Raw genomic sequence first — 24974 nt, forward strand, 5'->3', positions numbered from 1 at the left:
CTCATCCTCCCAGAACCATTTGTACGTAGTTTAGACCACCGGCAATAATATTTGCTGCCGGACTCAAAATCATTGTCTTTAATCCGGGTATTAAAAGCAAACCCATAGTTATACTTAAAATAGCAAGAATAACCATAGGAATACTCATCATAACAGGAACTTCTTTTATATCTTGAAAAATTTTATTTAACTTACCCTGAAAAACCATTTTATTAAATTTCATAAAATACACTATTGTAATAATACTTACCAGAACAAAAACCAACGCCAGAATAAAATGCTTGCTCTGAACAGCAGCAATTACAATTAAAAGTTTACTCCAGAATCCTGCAAATGGAGGTATCCCACTAATTGATAAAGAACCAATAAGGGATGTTCCTGATGTCAGCGGCATTACATCACCAAGCCCGCCCATTTTTTCCATATCACGTGTTCCTGTTCTATATACAATTGCGCCAGAATCTAAAAATAAAAGTGACTTAAAAGCAGCATGATTCATCATGTGAAAGAGTGCTGCAAAATATCCCAAAGATGTCCCAAGTCCAAGAGCAAAAATAACGCACCCTATTTGACTTATTGATGAATACGCAAGCATACGCTTTACATCTTTTTGTCCAACTGCGAGAATGCCCCCCACAACCATTGAGAGTGTTCCGAAAACAAGAAGCATTAGAGACAAAAATTTAAATTGAGATATACCAAATACATTAAAAAATATTCTTATTAATGCATAAACCCCAAGCACTTTTATAACAACACCTGAAAGCATTGCAGAAATCGGTGCAGGTGCGGAAGGGTGCGCATCAGGCAGCCATGCGTGAAACGGAATCAGAGCAGCTTTTAAAGAGAATCCCACAAAGAAAAGAATTGCAGTAAACATCAGAGCTGAATTCATACCTGTATTTGAGATCATTTTTGAAGCATCTGCCATGTTCAGGGTACCTGTAACTCTGTAAAGTATTGCAATTGCAAAAAGTATAAATGCTGAAGCAGTACCGCCCAGCACCTGATATTTAAATGATGCTTCCAACTCTTCAGCACCCACTCCGAATGCAACAAGCGAATAAGAAGCAATTGCACTAATCTCAAGAAAAACAAACATATTAAAAAAATCGCCGGCAAGTACAACACCGTTCAATCCTGCAATCATAAGTAAAAACAATATGTAATATTTAACTTTATCTGTGTAGTGGCGCATATAATCAACTGAATATATTGTCACCATAAGGCCTACAAAATTTATAATCAGCAGCATAAACAGCGATAACCCGTCAGCTACCATTGAGATACCAATGGGAATATGATTTACAGGCTGCCACCCTCCTGCATAAAATACAATTGTATGATTAAAAGAACCTAACATCCAGAATGTCATAATCGTTAATATCAAAGTTGCCAGATTACCGATTATGTCTGGTATGTTGCGCCACAGCTTTGCCAAAAAAGGCAGTAAAAAGGCAAAGCCTAACGGGATTACAATAAATAAAGGTAATATGTTCATCCGCGTAGTTTCCTGATTTTACGAACATCAAAAGTATCATATTTTTCAAAAATTCTTACTGCAAAAGAAACAAGAAGTGCCGTAGTTCCCAGGCCGATAACTATTGCTGTTAATACAAGGGCCTGTGGAAGAGGATCAACATATAAAGCATGCTGATTCCCTATATCTACAATAGGCGGCACTCCTCCGGTTCTATATCCTATAAGAGCAAGAAACAGATTAATTGCATACTCCATAATCATAAGGCTGATAATAATTTTTATCAGATTTCTCTTAACAATTACTCCGTAAAGTCCAATGGCAAAGAGTACAACAGCCAGTACGAACTCTATCATAATTTCTCTCCTACTCTAACAATTGCAAAATTGATAAAAATTGCAAATAAAGCAGCAGCCACTTCAATACCTATTGCAAGATTACAAAGCGGAATTATTCCGCCGCTGAAAAGAGCTCCTGCATGCACGCCCGGATTTGTTTTTGAAAAAATATTCAGAAAAAAATAAGTGCCCTGAATTAACCCCAAAATAGCAATAAATAGAAAAGCAAATATACCGCCGCTCTCAATTAAGGATGCTCTTTCTTTGTAAATCAGGCTCTTTGCTCTTTCCGAACCGTACGCCAGAATTAACAGCACAAAACACCCTGCTATAAGTACGCCCCCTGCAAATCCACCGCCTGGTGTCAAATGGCCGTGAGAAATGACATAGAAACCCAGTACAAATATAGACGGCGCCATAATCTGACTGATCTTTTTTACTATCAAAGTCATGCCCTGCATCGCCTACACCCTCCCATTCTTTCTTAACACAGCTACAACTCCGGCGACTGATGTAAAAAGAACTGTTGCCTCTCCGAGTGTATCATAACCGCGAAAATCAAGAATAACTGCTGCAACCAGATTAACTGCTCCGGTTGCATTGACACCATAGTTTATATAATAATCCGCCATTCTTAAAACAGGGCTGCCAAAAGCAGAGATATCTCCGAATGCTTTAATGCTTGCAAAAACAAAAGCTGCAACACAAACAAAACCGCATATCCACAAAACAACTTTTCTAACTTTAATGCTCTCAATGGTATCCTTTCGTGTTGTCTTTAATACAGCAGCAATAAGGATTATCAAAGTCAGAGTTTCAATTATTATCTGGACAATTGCAAGATCAGGTGCCTGCAGAATAAGAAAAATAATAGTCAATGCAAATCCTATGATACCAAGAGAAATAACACCTGAAAGAATATCCTTTGTTTCAAGCGCAATAATTGCCCCGCATATCATCAATCCAATAAGGGGGATGAGGGCAGAAATCATCCGCTACCTCCCATTAAAACAAGTATCAATACTGCCAAACCGAGACATAGCCATACCATATACAGGCTTAAAACTCCTGTATGTACTGGTATTAACAATTGAGCAGTTCTGTTAAGTAAATTGTTACACTGTTCATAAACATCAAACCACAATGCAACTGCTTTATCATAAAACCACTTTATTCCGGATAAATTTCTGATTGTATTATAAAACCCTGTCCCTGTTACTCTGTCCTCTTCTTTAAGCTGCTCACCGCCTGTGAAAGGAGCTGCTTCACGTACTTTTATTGTACCAAATAAATAAATAATAACTCCTACTCCCAATCCGGCTATAATGGAAATTGTAGCCATACCCGGTTTCCACAAACCAATAAAAGAAGTATTTCCTGCAACAGGCAAAACTAAAAGTTTCAATGGAACAGAAAATGCAAAAATTCCAAATATTACACAAAGAACCGCAAGAGTCAAAATCGGGCCGATAATCAATAGGCCGGATTCTTTAATATTCTTTTTCTCAATATCTTTGGAAGGTTTCCCAAGAAATATAGCATGTGTTAATTTCATAAAACTTGCCAGTGTAAGGCTGCTTCCAAATAAAGCCGCAATCAACCAAATTATCCACAATTTATCACCCTGCTGGCCCAACTCAATTAGTCCCTGATATACAAGCCATTTGGAAGCAAAACCATTAAATGGAGGAATACCTGAAATTGCAAAAGCAGCCACAAGAAAAGAGATATAAGTTAAGGGCATAAATTTAGATAACCCGCCCATTTTATCAAGATCTGTTGTTCCTGTTTTTTTCTCAACGGACCCGCCTGCCATAAACAGGCAGGATTTATAAATTACATGATTCAACAGATGGAAAAGGCCGCCAGCCAGGCCCAGAACAGTCCCTGTCCCGATACCAAGTATCATATATCCGACCTGACTTACAGCATGGTATCCAAGCAGGCGTTTTAAATCATGCTGAATCAGTGCCATAAATACTGCAGCCAGTATAGTAATACTTCCCAAAGCCATTAAAACAACATTCATTGCAAAATTCATTTTGAATATAGAAGTTACAGCCCTTGCAAGAAGATATATACCTAGCAGCTTATCGAGAGAAGCAGGTAAAAACGCTGCCACCGGTGTAGGAGCTTCTTTTGCTGTATCCGGAACCCAGGTATGGAATGGTATGGCTCCTGCTTTTGCAAGTATACCGCAGAGCAATAAAATGAAAGCAGCGTAAGATGCAAAACCTGCTATTGGTATATTTATTTCATTTATTGAAAAGCTCCCTGTAATTCTGTAAATAACTGCAATAGCGAGAATCATAAGTACATCTGTACCGCCTATTATAACAATGGATTTATTTGCAATTGGTGCAGCTTTTTCTCCTCCGGTTAATATTAAGGTATACAGCATAACACCGAGGAAGCCCCAGAAGACAATCATTAGTATTAAATTATTTGAGAACACTGCTCCGGTTGTTGCGCCTATTGTTAAAAGAAAAGAGCCGTAATACATGGAACGGCTTTTATTTTGCCGCATAAATGAAACTGAATATATAGCAATAAGAAGCCCGAAAAATCCTGCAACAAGCACAATAAAGGATGCAAGATTATCCATGGAGAACAAAATCCGGTCATTATAACTGAATATTAAAGGCTTCTTTAAAAATAACCAAAACAGATATCCGAATGTGGCAGCAGAAACCAATACTGTGATTGACTCCTGTACATATTTCACTTTTTTAGGTACAATGAAACACAGCAGGCCCGCTATAAACGGAAAAATTATGGGCAAAAGAAGATTCATCACACACCCATCTCTCTTATGATTTTTTCTGTTTTCTGATGAGACAACTTCATAAGATCCTGTTCGTTCAGAACATCTTCTGAACTGGTTTCTTTATTTACAACAACGACTCTTTCAGTGCAGCAGTAACACGGATCCACAGCAGCAAGGATGAGTGCTGCATCAGCAACTGTTTCTCCAATGCAGGCAATTTCATTTGAAAAAATATTTGTGTAACTCGGTGCCCTGACTTTGTATCTTGCTGGAAAATTTGATCCGTCACTCTTACAGTAATGATAAACTTCCCCCCGGGGAGCCTCTGCTCTGCCGATTCCTTCCCCGGCAGGCAGCTCTTTAATTTTAAGATCAATAATTCCTGGTTTCATCTTGTTAAGGCACTGTTCAATTATTTTTACAGATTCATACATTTCTAGGATACGCACAACAGCTTTTGCAAATACATCTCCCTCTTCCATCACTACAATATCCCAGTCCAGCCAGTCATATGCAAAATATGGGTCATCTTTTCGAACATCAATGGCCAGGCCGGAAGGACGGGCTGTGGGCCCTACAACACAGTACTCTATGGCCTTCTCTTTTGTCAGAACTCCAACACCCTTCATCCTTGCATGAATTACAGGATCATCCATTACAGCACCTTTGAATATATCAAGAGCAGGTTTTAATTTATCAAGGCCTTTTAATACCCACGGTATATCGTCATCGTTAATATCGCGCCTTACACCGCCTACTTTAAACATAGCATAACTCTGCCGGTTGCCTGTAATCTTATCAAATATATCACACACAATTTCACGATATTTCCACGCCCACATCCATACAGTATTGTAGCCAATAAAATGCCCTGCGAGTCCGAGCCAGAGCAAATGGGAATGTATTCTCTCAAGTTCGCATATAACTGTTCTGATGTACTGTGCCCTTTCGGGAGCTTCAATGCATCCGAGATCCTCCATTGCATTAATTGATGCAGCAGGATGACTGGTAGAGCAAATACCGCAAATTCTTTCAACCAGGAATACAACCTGATCCCACGATTTTGATTCGGCAAGTTTCTCAATACCGCGGTGATTATACCCTATCTCAATATCCAGTTTAACAACACGTTCGCCCTCAACGTGAAGTTTAAAAAATTCCGGCTCTTCCTGTAACGGATGATATGGGCCAATAGGAATTATTTCGCTCATTTATCCCTCCTGAGAGGATAGCTGCCTTCAGGCCAGTCGTCTGGCAGAAGAAGATGTTTCATATCAGGGTGACCTTTAAAATTGACTCCTAAAAGTTCTGCAATTTCCCGCTCAATCCATTCAGCTCCTTTGATTATTGCAGCAATGGATGCAACCTCAGGATCAGGTTTTTCCGTTTTGATTCTAAGAGAAAGCACCTGTGGAAGCTGGAAAAAATCAAAATGATATAGAATTTCTATTACACCATAAGGAGTATCAACACCTGATGCAATTATAAATCTGCCTTTCAGCTCTTTGAATATATATCTGGTAAACTCTTCAATATCTTCATTATCAATATCAATATATATACGGCGGCTGTTGTGTTCTGCCCATTTTTTTATCTTCTTGCCAAAATTCTTTTGAATGTCAGATTTTATTTCTTCCCAGGTCATCTATTCCTCGATTATTAAGCCTTTTGTTTAACAAGAGCCAGAAGCTTTGCCACACCTGCTATAATACCTTCCGGTTTCGGAGGGCATCCCGGAATATAGATATCTACCGGTAAAACCTCGTCAACTGTTTTGGGCATAACATAACTGCCGGAAAAAACACCATGATCAAGGGCGCATGTACCAATTGCAATTACAACGCATGGCTTTGGAACCTGCTCATAAACTTCTTTTGCCCTCTGCATTGATTTCATTGTCATATTTCCGGTTACCAAAAGGGCATCTGCATGCCTCGGACTCCCCACGAGGACAATACCAAACCGTTCAAGGTCAAACCGGGGAGTCAGGCAGTCAAGTATCTCAATATCACAGTTATTACAGCTTCCTGTTGACAGGTGGTACACCCATAAGGATTTTGTAAGTGCTTTTAATTTAATTCCCATAGATTTAAAACCCCATTAAAGCAAGAATAACAGCAACTATTCCTAAAAATGTAACAGGACCCCAGAAAAACTTCACAGCCTGATCTATACGCACCCTGGGATTTGTGTTACGTATAAGTATGGCAATTACAAGAAAAAACAGATATTTTAATATGGACCACAATATGGACCAGCCGTGGAAGCTTACTCCTCCCCAAAAGATGAGGACAAAAAACATCGGGAGAGTAAAAAACATCATCATTTTTGTGAGTTTTATTATTGCGAGAGGTGTGCCTGAATACTCAACTTCAAGTCCGCCCATAATTTCTGTTTCAGCTTCAGGAATATCAAAGGGTACAAGAGTAAGTTTTGCCTGAATAGTCAGGATTACAATTATTAGGGCTATTATACCTGATGCTGATCCTGCAATCATTCCATGAGTCTGCTGAAAAGCAATCAACTGGTTAAGTTTAATTGCGCCGCCGGCTTTAATTACAGGTACAGCAACTGCAAGTAGAAAGGGAAGTTCATCAGCAAGCATTAGTTTCATTTCTCTGCTTGCACCGAGAGATGCAATCGGATTTTTTGATGCAAACCCTCCGATAATAAAGGAAATCGAAGGGATCATTAGAAAATACAGAACTACAATAAGATCACCGATAAAACCTCTGTCCTGCCACAGCAATGAATTCCATACAATTGTTGAAACAAGAGTAACCGCAGCAAGCCCGAATACAGGAGCTGTAAGAAAAGTTGCTCTGGAGCATGCTCTTGGTATTACTGTCTCTTTACCGAGAAGTTTAACAATATCAAAAAGAGGCTGCATAAACGGGGGGCCTACTCTCCATTGAACTCTCGCTGTCACTTTTCTGTCCAGCCAGCTTGCCAGGATACCGACAAAAGCAGTAAAAATAAATCCTGGAAAAATCAGATAATTAAACACTTGTTCCATATCAGATATATTCTTCCTTTTTCCAAGGGATTGAGTGTACTATCAAATTTTCCGATACTTCAAACCAGTACTTGTCCTTATCCGGTTTAAAATCTCCGTATTGAACTGCTCCTTTCGGGCATTCTCCAACACATACCGGCACCTCTTTATCTTTGAGCCGTCCTTCGCACAGATCACATCTTGATACAAAGTATGTTATGAGTTCGGGCAATATCGTACCGAAAGGACATGCATAGCTGCACGTATTGCATGCCACGCAAAGAAGGTTGTAACGTTTAACAATATTGTTTTCCTGCTTTTCAAGAGCATCTGCAGGGCAGGCTGTTACGCAGGGGGCTTCATCACAATGACGGCACGCTATTGCAAATTCCGCAATTTCTCTCAAATAGCGTATTCCATCATTATCAGGGTGGTAAAAATAGCTGCACCCTACAGTACACTCCTTGCATTTTCTGCACGATTCAAGATCTATGAACAATCTTTTTCTCATACTCATTCCCAAATATCCGGCAGGCCCTTCAGCTGATCATACGTAAAAACAGGGCCGTCCTTGCAAATAAAGTAGTGATCAATAAGGCAGTGCCTGCACTGGCCTATACCGCAGTACATCTTGCGTTCCATAGAAAGGACTATGTCTTTTGGGCTGACTTTCAGTTCCAAAAGTTTCTTGGTCCCGAACTTCATCATTATCGGCGGGCCGATTACAACGGCTGTCACATTATCTCTGTCAAATTTTATATCATCAAGAAGTGTTGTAACAACTCCTTCATGCCCCTTCCATGATTTATCCGCTTTATCTACGGTTACGCGGAGGTCTATATCTTTTTTAAATTTATCGATCTGATATTTATAAACTATATCATCCGGTGTTCTGGCACCGTAACACATTGTAATTTTGGGGAACTTCTTCTTTTCATTCAAAAGGCTGTACAATAAGGCCCGTGCAGGAGGGAAACCCACACCTCCGGCTATTAAAATGATCTCCCGCCCATACATTGATTCCAGAGGAAAACCATTCCCATAGGGGCCCCTTAACCCAAGAGAATCGCCTTCGTTTGCCTTATGCAGCCTTGAAGTCATATATCCTACATTATTGATTGTAAACTCAATTGTCTGGTTTTTATGACTCGGAGAAGACATTGCAAAAGGCCCTTCACCCACACCGGGAAGGGTTAATTCTGCAAACTGGCCGCATTTGAAAGAAAAAGGGGCTTCGGTACGTAGAATAAAAGTTTTAATACCCGGGGTTTCAGGTATTATTTTCTCAATAACTGCTTTTTGCGGTTTGTATGGATTTTCTGCTTTACTCATAAAAGTTTCCTCTATCTCGCCGCAAGGTCTTTTAAAACAACACGCATATCAATTTTCCCCTGACATGCCTCAATACAGCGTCCGCATCCGGTGCAGCCCAATTGGCCGTAATTTTCTTCAAGATACTTAAACTTGCAAAAATACCTGTTGCGAAAACGTTCAAAAAGCCTGGGCCTCGGAGTGCCCCCTCCAGCAGTAACAGCATAACCAGTGTACTGACATGAATCCCACCCTCTCAATTTAACAAATTCTTTTCTGCTTGCATCTTCAAGCATGTAACAGTGGCATGTAGGGCACACATTATTACAAGCACCACATTCGACACAAGTCTCCACATGTTTTTTATATACTTCGGATTCCCAGCTTTTTGAAACAATATCCGTATAAGACCCGTTAAAATCAAAATCACGATTATTTTTCAGTACTTTAACTCTGGTCTGTTTCCGCATTTTTTCTACAGCCTCGTTTTCCTCCTTCACAACTTCTTTCAGAGCTTTGTCAAACCCTTCCAACAATTCTTTTCCTCTGAGGCTGCCAATTTCGACAACATAACCTTCCCACACTTTTGAAATATTAAGGTCAAACCCTCTTGTGGGGAAAGGGTCACCGCCAACCATAGAACAAAAGCATGTGCTTAAAGGTTTATTACAGTCTGCACTTACAATAATGCTCTCTTCTCTTCTGCTTTGATAAAGAGGATCTGCGAAATCTCCTCCGAAAGCCTGATCCAGAATTGGCAGCGCAGCAAGATCACATGCCTTAACCCCCAAAAACAGCCATGGCTTATTTTTGTTGTTGTTTTTCTTAATTATATTTTCAACAGGAGGTAATAAATAATTTTTCAAAGGCTGCACAGTCCGCACTTCATCAACTATAATAGAATTTATACTGCTGTTGTCAACCTCATGGAAATAAAGTCCTCCTTCTTCACGTCTCGGCGCAATAATGAAGAACTTTTCAAGCCAGACATTTAAAATAGATGCCCAGTATTCTCTGCTTATGTAGTATCGTTCTGCCATAAAAAGATTACCATGTCTTTGTTGAAACAAACCGAATAAATCACTAACTGAATAACATTGAACATTAATAAAAAGACTAACCAAATAAAAATTCAGAAGAATTCCCGGATTAAAATCTGTTTCAAATCTTTTACTGCATGAATGATAATGACTTTTTAAAATACAATACGTAAAAATAAGATGAAACCAGCCAAATTTTAAATCTTCAGCCCCAGTAGGAATCGTAATGGAAAGAATAATAGGATCAGGATTAACACAATTATCAGCTGTACTTTAATTTAAGATAAGTTTTATTAATTATCATGTCAAGTATTTTTTATTATTAACAAAAAAATATTCCGCCATAGAATATTTTACGCTACTTTTTACGATTTATTCGTAAAATATCACTCTGAATCGATAATTTTTATATTTTGGGAAATAAATTTAATTATAGAATCTGCACTTTCTGCACATACGGAGCTGATACTGCCCATAAATTTTAGAGTCTCGGGTTGAATTCCGATAAAATACGGATCCATTCCACGTTTTGCTATAATATTCATCAAAACTGTAATCGGTACTTTATGTGTTGAAAATGTCGGAACAAACTTATCTATATCAGAAGCTGAAAACAACTCTGTTTCTCCCGGAAGGCCGCCCAGATCAGCAGCATCAATAAATATAATCGCTTTAATTTCTTTGTTTTCAATAAAATCAAAGACAAGGCTCTCAACGCTTTTTTCCTCTTCAGTGAAAACTCTTTCAGGAGAAAACTGTTTGAGAGCCTCTGCTGCTTTAATACCTATCCCGTCATCACTTCTGTCTCTGTTTCCAAGCCCGACAATAACAACAGATTCCTTGTGATGATTATTAAAAATATCTGCAATTGCTGATTTTATTACATTATCTTTCAATTTTCACCAAATGTGTTGAACAACTTATACAAGGGTCGTATGCCCTTGCAATAACTTCACACTGAAAACGAATTTTATCATCATCAGCATCCTGTTTAACAAGTGCCTCTACTGCATTTCTCATATACTTTTCAACATCTTCAAGATTTTGTCCCGTAGGAATTACAAAATTTGCCTTATCAATAAGTCCGTCTTTCATTTTATAATGGTGATAAAGAGTTCCCCTTGGTGCTTCTACTGCACCCACTCCTTCACCATCTAATTGTGAAGGCAGTACAATCTCAGGGTCATCTTCAATCTTCAACATTTTGTCAACAATTCCCGGAATTAATTCAAGAGCCCACACAAGCTCAATTGCCTGAGCAAGGTTATTAAAAACAGGATTTTTGAGCCATCTCGGATTGTAATATTTTTTAAATAGAACGCCTGCTTTTCCCTGAAGCCTCTCGCCCAGATTAACCATACGCGCCAAAGCGCCTACACTGTAAGGCTTTCCATTATACAGGCAATGCTTTGCAGCAGAGTGTGCACAGAACTGTTCATTAGTAAGTGATTTATATTCTGCAACATCAACAACACTGCCGTCAGAAATAATAATCCGATCTCCTACAATCCCGTATGTTCCGTCACCAGGCTCACAACACATATAAGTTGTCTCTTCCTCAAAAAAATCAGGTATCTCCAGCCCGCCGATCAGATCTGACCCTATCTCGGCAAATGCAAGCTGCTTTTTAGCCTCGCTCTTTATTCCGAGAAGAGTCTTTTTATCCGGGAACTTTCCAAAACCCCCTACAGTAGGATTCTCACCATGGATCATACGGCCGCCTGTTACCTGCATTATGTGATTTCCATATTTTTTCAGGCTCAAAGCTCCAAGCACCTCGTCTCCGTATTTCTCTGCCATTGCTATTGCACTCGGGTAACCCAAAAAGTCCGGCAGGGCAAGTACAAAAACATGGAGGGAATTACTCTCAATTAATTCTCCGAGATGCATCAGACTGCGTAATAGCTGTACTTTTTCAGGCACTGCAATCCCAAGGGCTTTTTCCAAACCTCTTAACGCTGCATATCTGTGAGAAATAGTACAAATAGCACATATCCGGCACGCAATACTCACATCTTCAGCAGGAGTCTTGCCCTCAACCAGTGTCTCAATAAGACGTGTGCCTTCAAATATATCAAAATGAACATCTTTTATTTTATTACCGTCCATCCTTATCGAAATCCCGCCTTCTCCTTCTACCCTGGCTAACGGTTCTACAATAATCTCTCTCATCTTAGAGAACTCCTAATATTTTCTTTAAAGGTTTCATCATTGCGCTTCCACCATGAATACGGAAACGCCGTTTTATCTCTTCTATTGAGAAATCTTTTTCTTTAAGCAGATTAAACTCAGAACTCACATTTGCATCCTTCATAGGCCCCCAGCATCCTATACAAGGCAAATTATGTGAAGGGCACGCAGCCCCGCACCCCGCTGCAGTAAGCGGGCCGAGGCACAATATCCCCTTTAGAAGCAGGCAATCGTTCTCTTTCCACCTGCATGTTGCACAAACAGGATAATCCGGAAACACAGGCATATCATCCTGGAGAAAATGCGCATAAATATAAAAAAACTGCGTTGCATCAATAGGGCAGCCCGGAATATAAAAATCAACATCAACAAATACATCAATGGGTTTGGATTCTATCGGAGTCCTGTTCTCAAAAAAACCGTCTCCGTAAACCTTCTTAAACCGTTCATCCCATCCTTTTGCGCCGAGCTCCATAGCCTGAATACCGCCGTAACATGCACAATTTCCCATTGCAACCAGAAATTTGGTGCGTTCTCTTATCTCTTTAACGTGCTTTGCCTGTTCCTGACTGGAGATAGAACCTTCAATAAGTGCAATATCCAATTCCGTATCATCATTATCACTCTTTGCAAGTGAAAATGATTTAATATTTGCAGTCTGGAAAAATTCCAGCAATTTTTCTTCACTATGAATAATTACAAGCTGGTCACCATTACACCCTGTAAATCCGTACAGACCAACATTTTTCTTTTCCTGACTCAATTTTTTTCTCCTCAAATTTATATGAGACCCTTCATATGAATTACGTCCCAGTACGAAAAGACCGGGCCCTCAAGGCAGGTATATATATAACCTCCGATACTGCAGTGCCCGCATTTACCGACACCGCATTTCATTCTCCGCTCAAGAGTCATAAGTATCTGATGTTTTGGTACATTTAATTTTAATATCTCGGCAACAACAAATTTATACATAATCGGAGGCCCGCACACTGCAAAACTGGTATTATTGGGATCTATATCAGTTAGATTTGCAAAAAGCCTGGTAATAAGACCTGTCTCATACGGCCAGGCTCCTGTATCATCCTGATCCACTGTCAGATGGCAGATCAGATCGTCACGGGTCATCATGTTGAAAAATTCTTCTTTAAATAACATATCATCAGGACGTTTTGCACCGTGAAGAAGGTAAATTTTTCCAAATTGATCCCTGTTGTCCAGGGCATAAAGAAGAAGAGATCTTAATGGAACTGCGCCAAGTCCTCCCATTACAATTACAAGGTCCCTTCCTTTCATGTCCTCAATAGGGAATCCGTTGCCATAAGGGCCTCTCACACCCATAATATGATTTTCTTTCATCTTGAAAATATGATTTGTAACATTGCCAACTCTGCGTATACCAAATTCAATAAGCCCCGGCCTTGACGGAGTGGAAGATATACTGAAAGGAGCCTCACCTATGCCATTCAGAGAAACCATCATGAACTGGCCAGGCAGGTAATTAAGGTTTATAGCTTTTGAGACATCTACCGCCCTTACCTGGAAAAAATTAACATCTTCAGTTAAGGGATATCTTCTAATCAAACGCATAGGTTCCGGAGTGTACGGATTTCTCGGCTCTGATGCACATGCACAATTTGTCATACTTCCACCTCCTCGCCTTTAAGCCGCATACCGACAGTTCTGATATCAATACCTACCGGGCATGTGTCAATACAGCGGCCGCATCCGACACATGCAGGCTCATCATATGCGCCGATAAAGGCCTGAAGTTTATGAATAAATCTCAATTTAAGACGTTCTGATCTTGCCTCCCTGAAGTTGTGCCCTTCAGCTACCATTGAGAATTCACGAAACATACATGAATCCCACTGCCTTATTCTCCTGCCGTCAACAGTGTTCATTTCAACTTCATCTCTCACATTATAGCAGGAACATGTCGGGCAGACTATTGTACAGGCACCGCATGAAAGACACTTTTCACCAAGTTCCTCCCACATGGGATGGTCGTAACTCAGCTCCACAATTCCAGGCATTCCTGTAAAATCCATATTTAACTTAAATTTGGATTCTCTCTCTTTTCTCCACTGAATGTACTTCTCAAGGTCTTCATGAGTCACTACTTCTCCTATCATTCTCGGACAGCCGCGTACCATATCATCACCGAGACTGGAACCAACCCATACAAGATAAAAATCACCCAATTCTGTAAAAAAAAGATCAAACCCTTTTTCCACGTTGCTCGTGTTAGTTGTCTTACAGAAACAAAGATCATCGGGAACACACGAATATCCGATAATCGCAGTGTTGCGCCTTCGCTCCATGTAGTATGGATCTTCAAAATTAATGGAATGAAATCTGTCCATAATCATAAGAGCATGGATATCGCATGGATGCAATCCGAATAATACTCTTTTAGGAATGTCTGACAGCTCTTCTTTCATACCTTCCTTTGAAAAACTGTACATGGGAAATTCGGGCGGGACAAATAACTTTTTAAAGGGAATTTTTGTTCTAAGAGCCTTTGTCTCAATATCAGAAAATGAATCAATTTTTGAAAGAGAATAGTGCTCTCCGTTTTTCACAGGGCCCCAAAGTTCTCCGAATAACTCAATAGTCTTTAAGAACTTATTAAGGTCCTTCTTTTTAAGTTTAACAGCTCTCATCAATCCTCCGAAGTTACAAATAAAAACTGCAATTTTAGTTACTATTTATTATTTCTTTACTGCAATCATCATTATTTTACACTGCTGCTTTTCACTCTAAAACACTTATTATAATGATAAGTATTTCTTATGAAATTGTCAAGAAAATTACAAAAACGGGCTGCATCAAATCCTCCTATATAGAATTATCTAACAGAATCCTGACTGGAAAATTATCATAATATTTTTACAATCCTGACAGTTTTTACCTGTCTTCTACCTGAACAAAGGTCTTAATTATAAGCATTGTTAATTATAATATCAAGTAAAATTTTATCTATCACGCTTTTTTTCTGCATAATTGAATATTTATTCAACATGCTGATTTGTTCGCCAGTTTTATTCAATGCTGCTTGAAATTATTTAATCAGGGTCCAGGGAATTAAACACCCATGTGTATAAATAGATAATAATTATCCATTTATAATTAGAAATTACCCGTATGATTAATCCTATTGATTTCCATAGAAATATTTGCAGCATACAAGTCATTGACAATAAACAACATATAAATACAAATTAAAAAAATATCCTGGCAATATATTTGCTGTTAACTATTTTGATAAAAATATTTTTGGCGACAAATTATGACTAAAAAAAATGCATTGATTATTTCAAGCGACGGCATTGCTGCTTTAGAGTTTAAAAACGTTCTGATAAAAAACGGCTATAAAATATTAAAAATAGCCCAAACAGGAGAAGAGGGCCTTGAATTATCAGATAAACTAAATCCTGATTTTATTATTATTGATACTCATCTGAAAGGCAGGATAGATGCCATAACAGCCATAAATCAAATCTCTGCAAAGCACACCATACCGTTAGTAATTACTACATCAGAAAATGAACTAAATGCTGCCAAAGCAATAAATAAAAGAACCTCAACAAATATATTGATTAAACCTGTACAAAAAGATATTCTCATCTACACAATAGAAAACTCAATTCTGCAGGTAAAACTTTACAAAAATGATAAAAAATATTATAATCTGTTTAACAGCGTTGCAGATCCTATCTTAATATTCAGAAAAGACAACTATAAAATTCTCGACTGCAACAAAGCATTTTTAAAAAGATACGGATACACAAAATCCCAATTAATTAAAATGACCCCGTTTAATCTTCACCCTGAAGAAGAATTGGAAATTGTTAAACAGCGAATCAATATGGCTAATCGTGAATATGAATTTGAGTATCATCATATCACAAAAACCGGAGACATCCTTGATGTTTCCATAACAAGTGATGAAATACTTTATGACGGGAAAGAAGCCTTTATCAGCATAATTCACAACATAACAACACGGATAAAAAATGAAAACAAAATAAAAAAGCAGGCATTCGAAGCAGAACTTATCTTTAATATCGGGAAAAAATTAAGCCGAAAACTTGATTGTGAACTGCTTTTAAAAGAAACTGTGGATTCAATAAAAAATCAATTTAATTATTACGGAGTTCTGCTTCTTCTATTCGACAAAAAAAGAGAAAACCTTGTTCTAAAAGCCATATCAGGGGAACACTCCAAAGTCTTCCCTGCAAAAATGAAGATAAATATAAATGAGGGATTAATCGGAAAAGCAGCAAGAACCGGTGTGCCAATACTATGCAGGGATGTTTCAAAAAATAAAGATTATATTAACACATCAAACGAGAAAACAAAATCAGAACTTTCCGTACCGATAATCAGCAATAAGAAAATAATCGGTGTTATTGATATTCAAAGCAATAAATTAAATGCTTTTTCCGAAGAAGACGAAAAAGTAATTGAAACAATAAGCTCACAGGTAGCCATTGCATTAGATAATGCAAAACTTTATAACACCATTAATAAAAAACTGGCTGAACAGAAAAAAACTGCAGCTATTTTAAGGAAAACCCAGCAGGAAACGGACAGAATCTTTAATACTGCAATTGACGGTATTATTGTTATTGACAGACAATTTAAGATATACAAAATAAACGACTCACTATTAAAACAACTTAACATATCAAGAGAGAAAGCAATCGGAGCAAAATGTCATGCGCTGATCCGATCTTCGATATGCAATACTCTAAAATGCCCTATCTACCAGATTAGTGATAAAAATGTTCAATACACTCAAACAGGCGTTATTGTTCATGCCCCTGATAAAGAGCTTAAATGCACTATCTCGTCATCTGCCTTTTACTCTGCAGAAGGCCGATTAAACGGCATTGTCTCCTCTTTTCACGATATTACGGAATACATGGAAATGCAGACTAAACTAATACAGGCAGAAAAGCTCCAATCCATAGGCCAGCTTGCATCAGGCATTGCGCATGAGATTAATACACCCATCCAATATGTTGGTGATAATGTGAGATTTTTTAAAGATTCTTATAAAAATTTTGCAAAAATAATTGAGCAGACTGAAAATCTCTGCGAATCAATAAAATCGGGTGGTGATATTGTCCAAGCTGCTGAAAAACTGCATCAGATTAAAGACGAAGCAGGGCTTGATTTTTTAATAAATGAAATACCAACAGCAATTGATCAGACACTTGACGGAGTTGCGAGAATATCAAAAATAGTTTCTGCAATGAAAGACTTTTCTCATCCCGGAGAAACAGAAAAATCATTAAATGATATAAACAGAGCAATAGAGACAACTGTTACAATAGCACGAAACAGATGGAAATATGTTGCAGATATTGATTTACAATTAGACGAATGGCTTCCTCCTGTTCCATGCTATATTGACGAATTCAACCAGGTAATATTAAATTTAATCGTAAATGCAGCAGATGCTATTGCAGATAAAATCGGCAGCTCGGAAGAAAAAAAAGGTAAAATTACAATTAAAACTAAACCCGCCGGCAATTATATTGAAATTTCCATTAAGGACACAGGAACAGGTATTCCTGAAAAAGTAAAAGATAAGGTCTTTGATCCGTTTTTTACGACAAAAGAGGTGGGAAAGGGAACAGGCCAGGGCCTGGCAATAAGCTACTCTGTTATTGTGGAGAAACATAAAGGGAGTATAGGTTTTGTATCTGTACCAGGGGAAGGCACTGAATTTAAAATTAAACTCCCTATTGATTCATAGTAACTTTTTATCAGTATGGGGAAAAACATGAAAAACATACTGCTCGTTGATGACGAACCCAATGTACTCTCAGGACTGAAAAGGATGTTGTACCCAATGCACAGTATCTGGAATGTACAGACCGCTGAGAGCGGCAAACTTGCCCTTGAAAAGATGATCAGTATACCCTTTGACGTTTTAATTACTGATATGCGTATGCCTGAAATGAACGGCCTTGAATTATTAACTCAGGTAAAGGAGAGATATCCCGATATAATAAGAATTGTTCTATCCGGCCATTCAGACAGAGAAATTATATTAAAATCAGTTAATATTGTACACCAATACCTGTCAAAACCATGCAGCGCTGATACAATAAAAACAACAATTGAACGAGTTCTTGCAATAAAGAATCTGCTTCAATCATCAAAGATACGTACAGTTGTTTCCTCTTTACAGCAGCTTCCGAGCCTTCCCGAGCTGTACACTAATATCATGGCTGAAATTCAAAAAGACGAGCCTTCAATAAATGTTGTAGCAGAAATAATAAGTGAAGATATAAGTATGTCTGCAAAAGTACTGCAGCTTGTAAATTCCGCTTTCTTCAGCCTGCCGCGGCATATTTCATCTATCCAGAATGCTGTGAATCTTCTCGGGTTAGAAACAATAAGTTCTCTCGTACTGTCAATCAAGATATTTTCTCAGTTTGACAATAAGAGCTTTGACTTTTTCCCAATACACAGGTTATGGTCACACAGCCTCCGCGTTGCAAATTTCTCAAAATATATCTCTTCTAAAATTTTAGAAAATCCGATTATAAGCGATTATACCTTTATATCAGGAATGATGCACGACATAGGCAGGTTATTATTAGTGACGAATTTCCCCGAAGAGTATAAAAAAATCATTCAGCCTGCAGAAAAAAACTTTGATTTAATTTGCAGTATTGAGCAGAAGGAGCTTGGTGTTACTCATTCAGGCGTAGGAGCCTATCTTCTTGGTATATGGGGATTTCCCTATCCGGTAATTGAAGCGGTGGCATTCCATCACACACCTCTTCAAAGTAAAGACAGCTCATTATCTCCGCTTTCGTTTGTATATATCACAGATTTACTTGACAATATGAATCAATACAAGACAGAATTTAAACCCAATGCAGAATACCTTAAAATGATAAATCTTAAAAGTAATCTAACAAATTTTAAAAATGAATATAAAAATTTTCTACTTCGAAAGGATGACAGACAATGAACAACAGCATTCTGTTTGTAGACGATGATCCAAATATACTCTCAGCGTTCAAACGAACCCTGCACAATAAGTTCGTCATTGATACGGCTGAAAACGGGGAACAGGGACTTGAAAAATTGATGACAAATAATAGTTTCGCTGCAGTTGTCGCAGATATGCGTATGCCCAAAATGGATGGAGTAACTTTTTTACAACACGTAAGAAAATTCAATAAAAATATAATTAGAATAATGCTTACAGGCAATGCTGACATCCAAACCGCAATTGACGCGGTAAATGACGGCCGCGTTTTCAGGTTTTTAACAAAACCCTGTCCTCAGCAAATATTGGTAACCACTCTTGAATCAGCATTAGAACAATACCGCCTTATCAACGCAGAACAGGAGCTTTTAAAAAAAACATTAACAGGTGCAGTAAAGGTGCTTGTTGAAATCCTCAGCATGGTAAATCCTGCAGCATTCAGCCGTGCCAGCAGAATAAGAAAAATATCCGGACATATCGTAAAACAGATGGGTCTTCACAATATATGGTTATATGAAGTTTCTGCAATGCTTTCCCAAATTGGGTGCGTAAGCCTTCCTTCGTCCTTATTAAACAAAGTCTATTCACAAATCGAACTTACTGCTGAAGAGAAAAGATTGTACTCATCTCATCCTATTATTGGTTACAACCTTCTGTCCAAAATTCCCAGATTGGAAGCAATAGCATCAATCATTAAAAATCAGGATATACCATTCTCCCAATTCCCTGTAACTTCTGATACCGGAAAAGAGGACACAGAAACAACAGGAGCACAAATTTTAAAAGCTGCCACAGATTTCGATTTTAAATTAATTTCCGGAATTTCCAAAAAAGATGCTGTTGAAGAATTAAAGTGTGATATTAATATTTATAATCCGAAAATTGTGGAAGCGCTTGAATCATATCACTCTATACAGGAATTAAATCAAAAGAAAATCGTCAGAGTTAAAGATTTGATTTACGGTATGGTTGCTTTACATGATATAAAAGCCAATAATGGAATTTTACTTGCTGCTAAGGGCCAGGAAATAACATATCCGGTAATAGCTAAACTTCAAAATTTTGCGAGACATGTAGGTATTGAAGAACCTTTTGAGGTATTAATGCCTGAAAAAAATCATCATTAAATATTTAGGGTCTACCGAAAAACTAATTTATTTGATATGCAGATAAACCCCCGTTCTTGAAATCTGGTAAATTGTGATTATTACAGATTACTCATTAGATTCTTCTCGCTGCTGTGACCAAGTTACGGCTCAACAGCCCCATATTTATCCATGAGAGCTCAGTATCAGGCCTCTTGGCACGCACTTGCTTGAGGAGATTATGTTCCTTGGTAACTCCAAATGCACCCTCAATCCGGTTACGTTCTCTTTGTTTCTTCCTCCGCCATCTTTTATTGTTATTGGCCGCTTTTCCTGTTTTCGGACGCCCCAGAGGCTTCATACTCGTTTTGATTTCGACTCCATCTACATCTTTACGTTGTTTTAAATACATTCGATTTTCACGTGTCCCGTATATCTGATCACCTGATGCCCAAAATGGATCTTTATCAAATCGTGTACTGAACTTTTCCACACTTTCCTGAAATTTGGTTCCTTCATGAAAATTCTCATAATCATGATGATCAAGAAACAGGAAACCATCAACATAACTCAGATTGCCCTTCATACCAAACTCTACGGTCTTGCCCGATTTACCTCTGACTATGGGACGGACATAAGGCTTTGATAAGCTAACTATCCGACCTTCAATACTATGTGTTCTGTCAGCATACATCTTTTTTTGCTGTGCGTAGATATGTTCGACAGTCTCAAAACCTTCCAGAATCTTCCCTGAAACCATATGCCCTTTTACTTCCACTTCTGCGATAAGTTCTGTCAGTTGGGACATATTCCGCCTCAGATATTGAAGAAGAGATTTGTTCATTCGCCGGATCTCTTTTTTTGTCTTGCGCTTCTTCTTCTGAAATGAACGGTATTCTTTTTTCGCTTTTCGACAATAAGTTCTAATCTTGCAACCGACAATCCTGCTCAGTTTACGAATTTGAGTAACACAAAATTCTCTGGATTTATTTAGAAGGCCGCTGTCATAGGGATATGTAATGTTGCTTTCAAATACTGTGGCATCTACATGGAATCCTTTGGGTTTTATGAGCTTATCCCGGACAAGAGATTCTATCATATACGCCTCAAACTCATCAAATTCTTTTTCGCCAAGCCGTTTTCGGGCATTGCTCAAACTCGTATGGTGAAAGGGAGGACGACTTCTGAAATCTTCCAAACCGATGAAGTATTGAAGATAGGGATTTTGGTAATCTGCAGGGTGATTTCTTCATCACTCATACAAAGAATGTGCTTCAATATCAAAGCACCAAGCAGCTTACGAGCGGTTATGCCGGGTCTGCCTGTATGACTGAAAGTCTGTGAATATGTTTTCTCAAATCCTTGCCAATTGATTAATTCGGCAAGAATTATCCAGCGGTTCGTTAAATCAAGATGATCTTTAAAAGGCATAAATGAGCTTAACAATTCTAATTGATTGACATTCGTGATTGAAAGTGCGTACATTCAGCCACCATAAGTTTTGGGTTAAAGTGCAAGCATTTTTGCTGCTTTTTTCATTTTCTCGTGCACTTTGGTGTTTAAATATACACATTTTTCCCAACTTAATCAACTGTTTTTATTCATTTTAGATTAGTTTTTCGGTAGACCCTACATAACAACACAAAAAATACTATATGAATAAAATTCGTCAAGTGGATAATAATTTCCTTGATACAGGGAAACATTCCCTGCTAATACTTAAATACAAATTCTTATTCAAATCTTTTACCCATGATTTTAAATTATTTTCAAATAGCCATTTCTTTATAGTACAATATGTTATGTCACTATATTTTTTTTAATAATGCTTGTACACAACAGGCGGTAATCCGGCATAATAGTTGCCTGTACAATTTCTGTAGGTTGAACTATGGACTTTTTGAAAAACAAATATTCGATTATATGCTCTTTCTTATTTTCATACTGAACCTTTTATAGTTTCTGACAGAGCTAAAAATTACATTCAAATTCAGGGTTATAGTTTTTTTTAGATTAAATTGAAGAATGCAGCAGCAAAAATGAATAATTTAAATGATAAAATTACTAAACTTTATGAAACCATAGATATTCTTAATCAAATACAACAGATTCTGGAATCCCTCCACAGTACAACTGAATCAGAATTTCTTGATATAGGTATGAAACTCCAAGTTTTTTCAAAAGAGGCCAAAGCTGCCTCCAATTTAACCATGAAATCTGCCGAGTCGCTTTCCGGTGATACTATTAGAGAAGTAATTAATGACCTGAACGAAATTCTTGACCGTATCGGACACTATCTGCAGTTCAGCAATGGTGAAGCCGTACAGAATACTAAACTACTTTCTGCCGTTCTGAGTATCATAACACAGCTTGATTCAAATCTAAATGCATTTAAAAAAATAATTAAACAATTCAAATTTATCGGTATTTCAGTCCGGATTGAAGCTGCTCGTCTAAATCAGGACAGCCACTCATTTGAAAAACTTGTCAATGATGTAAACAAATTGGCTATAGATATCAATGATAAATGGGGAAATATGCAGCGACAAACTAACATAATATATCAGACTGGTGATAAACAGCTCATATTCATTGATCATCTTAAAGAAAAGCAGTTTCAACAAGCAGAGAATATACTCGGTTCTTTACAAAACGATCTAAACTTTTTAGAAAAAGAGCAGGCAAATTCATTACAGCTAACAAAGCACCTCTCTGATAATGCAGCTATTATCCCACAAAAAATCGGAGAAGTAGTCGCATCCCTTCAATTTCATGATATTATCCGGCAAGTAATAGAACATGTGCAGAAAACCCTGATCGAACAGAACGGTCTGCTTGAAACCGCAGCCCGCTTTATGCAAGAGGGTGGAGATAGTGCGTTTAATGTATGGAATGAGGAGACTGGTACTGTTCTGATAGAGACCTGCTTGCTGCAGAAGATGCATCTTGAAGATTCAGAAAAAAAAATATTGAATGCCATTGACCGAATTGTTGCAAACCTCAGAAGCATCAGTATTGGAATTAACGAGATGCGCAATGATGTCCAGGCAGTTATCCGTACAGCTGATGAGGGCAGCTCTACCATGTTAGGCACAGTTAAACAGGGCATTATGAATATTTCAGAATCATTGAACGGTACTATTGAAACCAGCGTTAATTTGAAAAAAGTAATACAAAAAATTCTTATTGGTGTTTCAGAACTGACTGATTTTATTACAGACATCGAAGAGATTGGTACAGAAGTTGAACTGCTGGCACAAAACGGGCTAATTAATGCTGCTCACCTTGGTGATGAGGGGGCAGCATTAAGTACACTTGCAGATTCTATTCAGAAGCTGTCATTATTAACTAAAAAAAATGTTTTTGAAATTTCAAGTAAGCTTAACCACATTCAGAAATTAACCGATTCAGTAACAGTGCATCCTACTTCTGAGAAAGAGCAGAAAAATGCAGAATTTATAGTAGATGAAACTCAGTATACTCTAAACAAGGCAGTCCGTGGTTTAGAGCAGATTAATTCTATTTCTGTTGATAATATGGAAAAAGTGGAAAATGTCTCTACAAGTCTGAAAATAGGAATTGAAACCCTTATTGATAATATTGAGGTTAATAATAAATTTAAAGACGGGTTTTGCAAAGTTTTAGACCTCTTAAAAATGGTTTTTAATAATTTTGAAATACTGGGTATAAAAGGGGAAGATGCTAATGTATTAGATATTGAGCACCTTAAGAAGAACTATACTATGCAGAGTGAACATGATATTCATAACAGCTATATGAATGGCAATACTGATACTCAGACAATACTCTTTGAAGACAATGATAATGTTGAATTATTTTAACAGAATTGAGGTTTATTAATTAAAATAAGTTGTATTTCAACTGTTCTGGGAGGATTTATGGAAAAATTTAAGTCTGTTAATAAGAATAAAATTATCACAGTTGAGGGGGATCTGCTTATTAGCAGCGCAGCCGCTTTTAAAAAATCATTATCAAAAATGGGGAAAGATCAATCCTATGTCATTGATATTAGAGCGGTTGAAGATATTGATATTGCAGGGATGCAGCTGCTATGTGCAGCACATCTTTCATCCGGGGGGGAAAAAATTACCCTTACCCAGCCCCTTTCTGATACTCTGAAGAAGAAAATTGAGTCCGCCGGATTCCTCAATTGTATAGGCTGCAGCAATAACATTGAGAAAAGCTGTTTATGGAAAGGAGTATCTGAAAAGTGAGTAAGAAGATTATGACAGTTGATGATTCTGCAAGTATAAGGCAGATGGTAAAATTTACTCTGGAAGATGCCGGTTATGGTGTAATGGAGGCTTGTGATGGTGAAGATGCACTTCAGGCATTGACTGGTTCAGGTGTACATATGATGCTTGTTGACCTGAATATGCCCAAACTGGATGGCATAAGTTTAATAAAAAAAGTGCGCTCTATGCCAGAATTTAAATTCATTCCAATTATCATGCTTACAACCGAATCACAAGCTGATAAAAAACAGGCAGGTAAAGAGGCTGGCGCAACAGGATGGATTGTAAAACCATTTAAACCAGAACAACTTTTAAAAGTAGTAAAGAAGGTACTAGGATGAGCACAAATGCATTAGAAAGAGGACGTGCTGCTTTTCTTGAAGAGGCCACGGATCTTCTTGAAGATTTGGAATCTTCATTGCTTGAACTTGAGGAAAATCCTTATGATACAGAACTGATCGGACGAATTTTCCGTGCAATACATACTATTA

General features: G+C 37.8%; 25 protein-coding genes. 6 read left to right on the forward strand and 19 right to left on the reverse strand.

Features of this window, described 5'->3' with window-relative positions:
- Position 1: 1 nt before the first annotated feature.
- The 17 genes from J7K93_09355 to J7K93_09435 all read right to left on the reverse strand — a co-directional run bounded on the left by J7K93_09355 (position 2) and on the right by J7K93_09435 (position 14787).
- Entirely contained in the window at positions 2-1501 is a 1500-nt protein-coding gene (locus J7K93_09355; protein MCD6117209.1) for an NADH/ubiquinone/plastoquinone (complex I), read from the reverse strand.
- Positions 1498-1836 carry an NADH-quinone oxidoreductase subunit K gene (locus J7K93_09360; protein ID MCD6117210.1) on the reverse strand — a complete coding sequence of 113 codons (339 nt, stop codon included), beginning with the start codon at positions 1834-1836 and terminating at the stop codon, positions 1498-1500. Before J7K93_09360 ends, J7K93_09355 begins: the two co-directional genes overlap by 4 nt.
- The gene (locus J7K93_09365; protein MCD6117211.1) at positions 1833-2270 is read right to left on the reverse strand and encodes a cation:proton antiporter; all 438 of its coding nucleotides are present in this window, start codon (positions 2268-2270) and stop codon (positions 1833-1835) included. The genes J7K93_09360 and J7K93_09365 overlap by 4 nt, the downstream gene beginning before the upstream one ends.
- A gap of 12 nt (positions 2271-2282) precedes the next feature.
- Entirely contained in the window at positions 2283-2810 is a 528-nt protein-coding gene (locus tag J7K93_09370) for a DUF4040 domain-containing protein (GenBank protein ID MCD6117212.1), read from the reverse strand.
- Positions 2807-4615 carry a hypothetical protein gene (locus J7K93_09375; protein MCD6117213.1) on the reverse strand — a complete coding sequence of 603 codons (1809 nt, stop codon included), beginning with the start codon at positions 4613-4615 and terminating at the stop codon, positions 2807-2809. Before J7K93_09375 ends, J7K93_09370 begins: the two co-directional genes overlap by 4 nt.
- A complete protein-coding gene (locus tag J7K93_09380; GenBank protein MCD6117214.1) occupies positions 4612-5796 on the reverse strand; it encodes a nickel-dependent hydrogenase large subunit in 1185 nt (394 codons plus the stop codon). Before J7K93_09380 ends, J7K93_09375 begins: the two co-directional genes overlap by 4 nt.
- On the reverse strand, positions 5793-6230 hold the full coding sequence (locus J7K93_09385) for an NADH-quinone oxidoreductase subunit C (protein ID MCD6117215.1): 438 nt from the start codon (positions 6228-6230) through the stop codon (positions 5793-5795). Before J7K93_09385 ends, J7K93_09380 begins: the two co-directional genes overlap by 4 nt.
- A 14-nt stretch (positions 6231-6244) precedes the next feature.
- Positions 6245-6670 (reverse strand): NADH-quinone oxidoreductase subunit NuoB, encoded by a 426-nt coding sequence (gene nuoB, locus J7K93_09390; protein ID MCD6117216.1) that lies wholly within the window; start codon positions 6668-6670, stop codon positions 6245-6247.
- 4 nt (positions 6671-6674) lie between these two features.
- Entirely contained in the window at positions 6675-7601 is a 927-nt protein-coding gene (locus tag J7K93_09395; GenBank protein MCD6117217.1) for an NADH-quinone oxidoreductase subunit H, read from the reverse strand.
- 1 nt (position 7602) lies between these two features.
- A complete protein-coding gene (locus J7K93_09400) occupies positions 7603-8097 on the reverse strand; it encodes a hypothetical protein (GenBank protein MCD6117218.1) in 495 nt (164 codons plus the stop codon).
- The gene (locus J7K93_09405; GenBank protein MCD6117219.1) at positions 8094-8912 is read right to left on the reverse strand and encodes an FAD/NAD(P)-binding protein; all 819 of its coding nucleotides are present in this window, start codon (positions 8910-8912) and stop codon (positions 8094-8096) included. The genes J7K93_09400 and J7K93_09405 overlap by 4 nt, the downstream gene beginning before the upstream one ends.
- Positions 8913-8923: 11 nt before the next feature.
- Complete coding sequence (locus J7K93_09410; protein ID MCD6117220.1) at positions 8924-9931, reverse strand: 4Fe-4S dicluster domain-containing protein; 1008 nt, start codon at positions 9929-9931, stop codon at positions 8924-8926.
- A 386-nt stretch (positions 9932-10317) separates the two neighbouring features.
- Positions 10318-10827, reverse strand: coding sequence for a hydrogenase maturation protease (locus tag J7K93_09415; GenBank protein MCD6117221.1), 510 nt, complete (start codon positions 10825-10827; stop codon positions 10318-10320).
- On the reverse strand, positions 10817-12103 hold the full coding sequence (locus J7K93_09420; GenBank protein MCD6117222.1) for a Ni/Fe hydrogenase subunit alpha: 1287 nt from the start codon (positions 12101-12103) through the stop codon (positions 10817-10819). Before J7K93_09420 ends, J7K93_09415 begins: the two co-directional genes overlap by 11 nt.
- 1 nt (position 12104) lies before the next feature.
- A complete protein-coding gene (locus tag J7K93_09425) occupies positions 12105-12884 on the reverse strand; it encodes a hypothetical protein (GenBank protein MCD6117223.1) in 780 nt (259 codons plus the stop codon).
- 17 nt (positions 12885-12901) lie between these two features.
- The gene (locus J7K93_09430; GenBank protein MCD6117224.1) at positions 12902-13765 is read right to left on the reverse strand and encodes an FAD/NAD(P)-binding protein; all 864 of its coding nucleotides are present in this window, start codon (positions 13763-13765) and stop codon (positions 12902-12904) included.
- On the reverse strand, positions 13762-14787 hold the full coding sequence (locus J7K93_09435) for a 4Fe-4S dicluster domain-containing protein (protein ID MCD6117225.1): 1026 nt from the start codon (positions 14785-14787) through the stop codon (positions 13762-13764). Before J7K93_09435 ends, J7K93_09430 begins: the two co-directional genes overlap by 4 nt.
- Before the next feature lie 626 nt (positions 14788-15413).
- Between J7K93_09435 and J7K93_09440 the strand changes: the two genes are divergently transcribed.
- Genes J7K93_09440 through J7K93_09450 form a run of 3 tightly spaced genes read left to right on the forward strand, consistent with a single transcriptional unit; the run spans position 15414 to position 20269 of the window.
- The gene (locus J7K93_09440) at positions 15414-17891 is read left to right on the forward strand and encodes a PAS domain S-box protein (protein MCD6117226.1); all 2478 of its coding nucleotides are present in this window, start codon (positions 15414-15416) and stop codon (positions 17889-17891) included.
- 27 nt (positions 17892-17918) lie between these two features.
- Positions 17919-19121, forward strand: a complete 1203-nt coding sequence (locus tag J7K93_09445) for an HDOD domain-containing protein (protein MCD6117227.1) — start codon at positions 17919-17921, stop codon at positions 19119-19121.
- Complete coding sequence (locus J7K93_09450) at positions 19118-20269, forward strand: response regulator (GenBank protein ID MCD6117228.1); 1152 nt, start codon at positions 19118-19120, stop codon at positions 20267-20269. Before J7K93_09445 ends, J7K93_09450 begins: the two co-directional genes overlap by 4 nt.
- A 94-nt stretch (positions 20270-20363) precedes the next feature.
- Here the strand turns inward: J7K93_09450 and J7K93_09455 are convergent, their stop codons facing one another.
- Together J7K93_09455 and J7K93_09460 are read right to left on the reverse strand one after the other, a co-directional pair.
- A complete protein-coding gene (locus tag J7K93_09455; protein ID MCD6117229.1) occupies positions 20364-21425 on the reverse strand; it encodes a transposase in 1062 nt (353 codons plus the stop codon).
- A complete protein-coding gene (locus J7K93_09460) occupies positions 21380-21712 on the reverse strand; it encodes a hypothetical protein (GenBank protein ID MCD6117230.1) in 333 nt (110 codons plus the stop codon). The genes J7K93_09455 and J7K93_09460 overlap by 46 nt, the downstream gene beginning before the upstream one ends.
- A 554-nt stretch (positions 21713-22266) precedes the next feature.
- Here J7K93_09460 and J7K93_09465 point away from each other — a divergent pair.
- Genes J7K93_09465 through J7K93_09475 form a run of 3 tightly spaced genes read left to right on the forward strand, consistent with a single transcriptional unit; the run spans position 22267 to position 24824 of the window.
- On the forward strand, positions 22267-24069 hold the full coding sequence (locus J7K93_09465; protein MCD6117231.1) for a methyl-accepting chemotaxis protein: 1803 nt from the start codon (positions 22267-22269) through the stop codon (positions 24067-24069).
- A gap of 57 nt (positions 24070-24126) precedes the next feature.
- A complete protein-coding gene (locus J7K93_09470) occupies positions 24127-24462 on the forward strand; it encodes an STAS domain-containing protein (GenBank protein MCD6117232.1) in 336 nt (111 codons plus the stop codon).
- Positions 24459-24824 carry a response regulator gene (locus tag J7K93_09475; protein MCD6117233.1) on the forward strand — a complete coding sequence of 122 codons (366 nt, stop codon included), beginning with the start codon at positions 24459-24461 and terminating at the stop codon, positions 24822-24824. Before J7K93_09470 ends, J7K93_09475 begins: the two co-directional genes overlap by 4 nt.
- Positions 24825-24974 lie beyond the last annotated feature (150 nt).

The organism is bacterium, assembly GCA_021158245.1.
Classification (GTDB): domain Bacteria; phylum Zhuqueibacterota; class QNDG01; order QNDG01; family QNDG01; genus QNDG01.

Bases quoted from the DNA above. Each gene is read 5' to 3' on its own strand.
- J7K93_09405 (MCD6117219.1), bottom strand. From the start codon at position 8,912: ATGAGTAAAGCAGAAAATCCATACAAACCGCAAAAAGCAGTTATTGAG.
- J7K93_09365 (MCD6117211.1), bottom strand. From the start codon at position 2,270: ATGACTTTGATAGTAAAAAAGATCAGTCAGATTATGGCGCCGTCTATA.
- J7K93_09410 (MCD6117220.1), bottom strand. From the start codon at position 9,931: ATGGCAGAACGATACTACATAAGCAGAGAATACTGGGCATCTATTTTA.
- nuoB (MCD6117216.1), bottom strand. From the start codon at position 6,670: ATGGGAATTAAATTAAAAGCACTTACAAAATCCTTATGGGTGTACCAC.
- J7K93_09420 (MCD6117222.1), bottom strand. From the start codon at position 12,103: ATGAGAGAGATTATTGTAGAACCGTTAGCCAGGGTAGAAGGAGAAGGC.
- J7K93_09430 (MCD6117224.1), bottom strand. From the start codon at position 13,765: ATGACAAATTGTGCATGTGCATCAGAGCCGAGAAATCCGTACACTCCG.
- J7K93_09435 (MCD6117225.1), bottom strand. From the start codon at position 14,787: ATGAGAGCTGTTAAACTTAAAAAGAAGGACCTTAATAAGTTCTTAAAG.
- J7K93_09440 (MCD6117226.1), top strand. From the start codon at position 15,414: ATGACTAAAAAAAATGCATTGATTATTTCAAGCGACGGCATTGCTGCT.
- J7K93_09395 (MCD6117217.1), bottom strand. From the start codon at position 7,601: ATGGAACAAGTGTTTAATTATCTGATTTTTCCAGGATTTATTTTTACT.
- J7K93_09445 (MCD6117227.1), top strand. From the start codon at position 17,919: ATGAAAAACATACTGCTCGTTGATGACGAACCCAATGTACTCTCAGGA.
- J7K93_09380 (MCD6117214.1), bottom strand. From the start codon at position 5,796: ATGAGCGAAATAATTCCTATTGGCCCATATCATCCGTTACAGGAAGAG.
- J7K93_09470 (MCD6117232.1), top strand. From the start codon at position 24,127: ATGGAAAAATTTAAGTCTGTTAATAAGAATAAAATTATCACAGTTGAG.
- J7K93_09355 (MCD6117209.1), bottom strand. From the start codon at position 1,501: ATGAACATATTACCTTTATTTATTGTAATCCCGTTAGGCTTTGCCTTT.
- J7K93_09460 (MCD6117230.1), bottom strand. From the start codon at position 21,712: ATGTACGCACTTTCAATCACGAATGTCAATCAATTAGAATTGTTAAGC.
- J7K93_09370 (MCD6117212.1), bottom strand. From the start codon at position 2,810: ATGATTTCTGCCCTCATCCCCCTTATTGGATTGATGATATGCGGGGCA.
- J7K93_09465 (MCD6117231.1), top strand. From the start codon at position 22,267: ATGAATAATTTAAATGATAAAATTACTAAACTTTATGAAACCATAGAT.
- J7K93_09385 (MCD6117215.1), bottom strand. From the start codon at position 6,230: ATGACCTGGGAAGAAATAAAATCTGACATTCAAAAGAATTTTGGCAAG.
- J7K93_09400 (MCD6117218.1), bottom strand. From the start codon at position 8,097: ATGAGTATGAGAAAAAGATTGTTCATAGATCTTGAATCGTGCAGAAAA.
- J7K93_09450 (MCD6117228.1), top strand. From the start codon at position 19,118: ATGAACAACAGCATTCTGTTTGTAGACGATGATCCAAATATACTCTCA.
- J7K93_09360 (MCD6117210.1), bottom strand. From the start codon at position 1,836: ATGATAGAGTTCGTACTGGCTGTTGTACTCTTTGCCATTGGACTTTAC.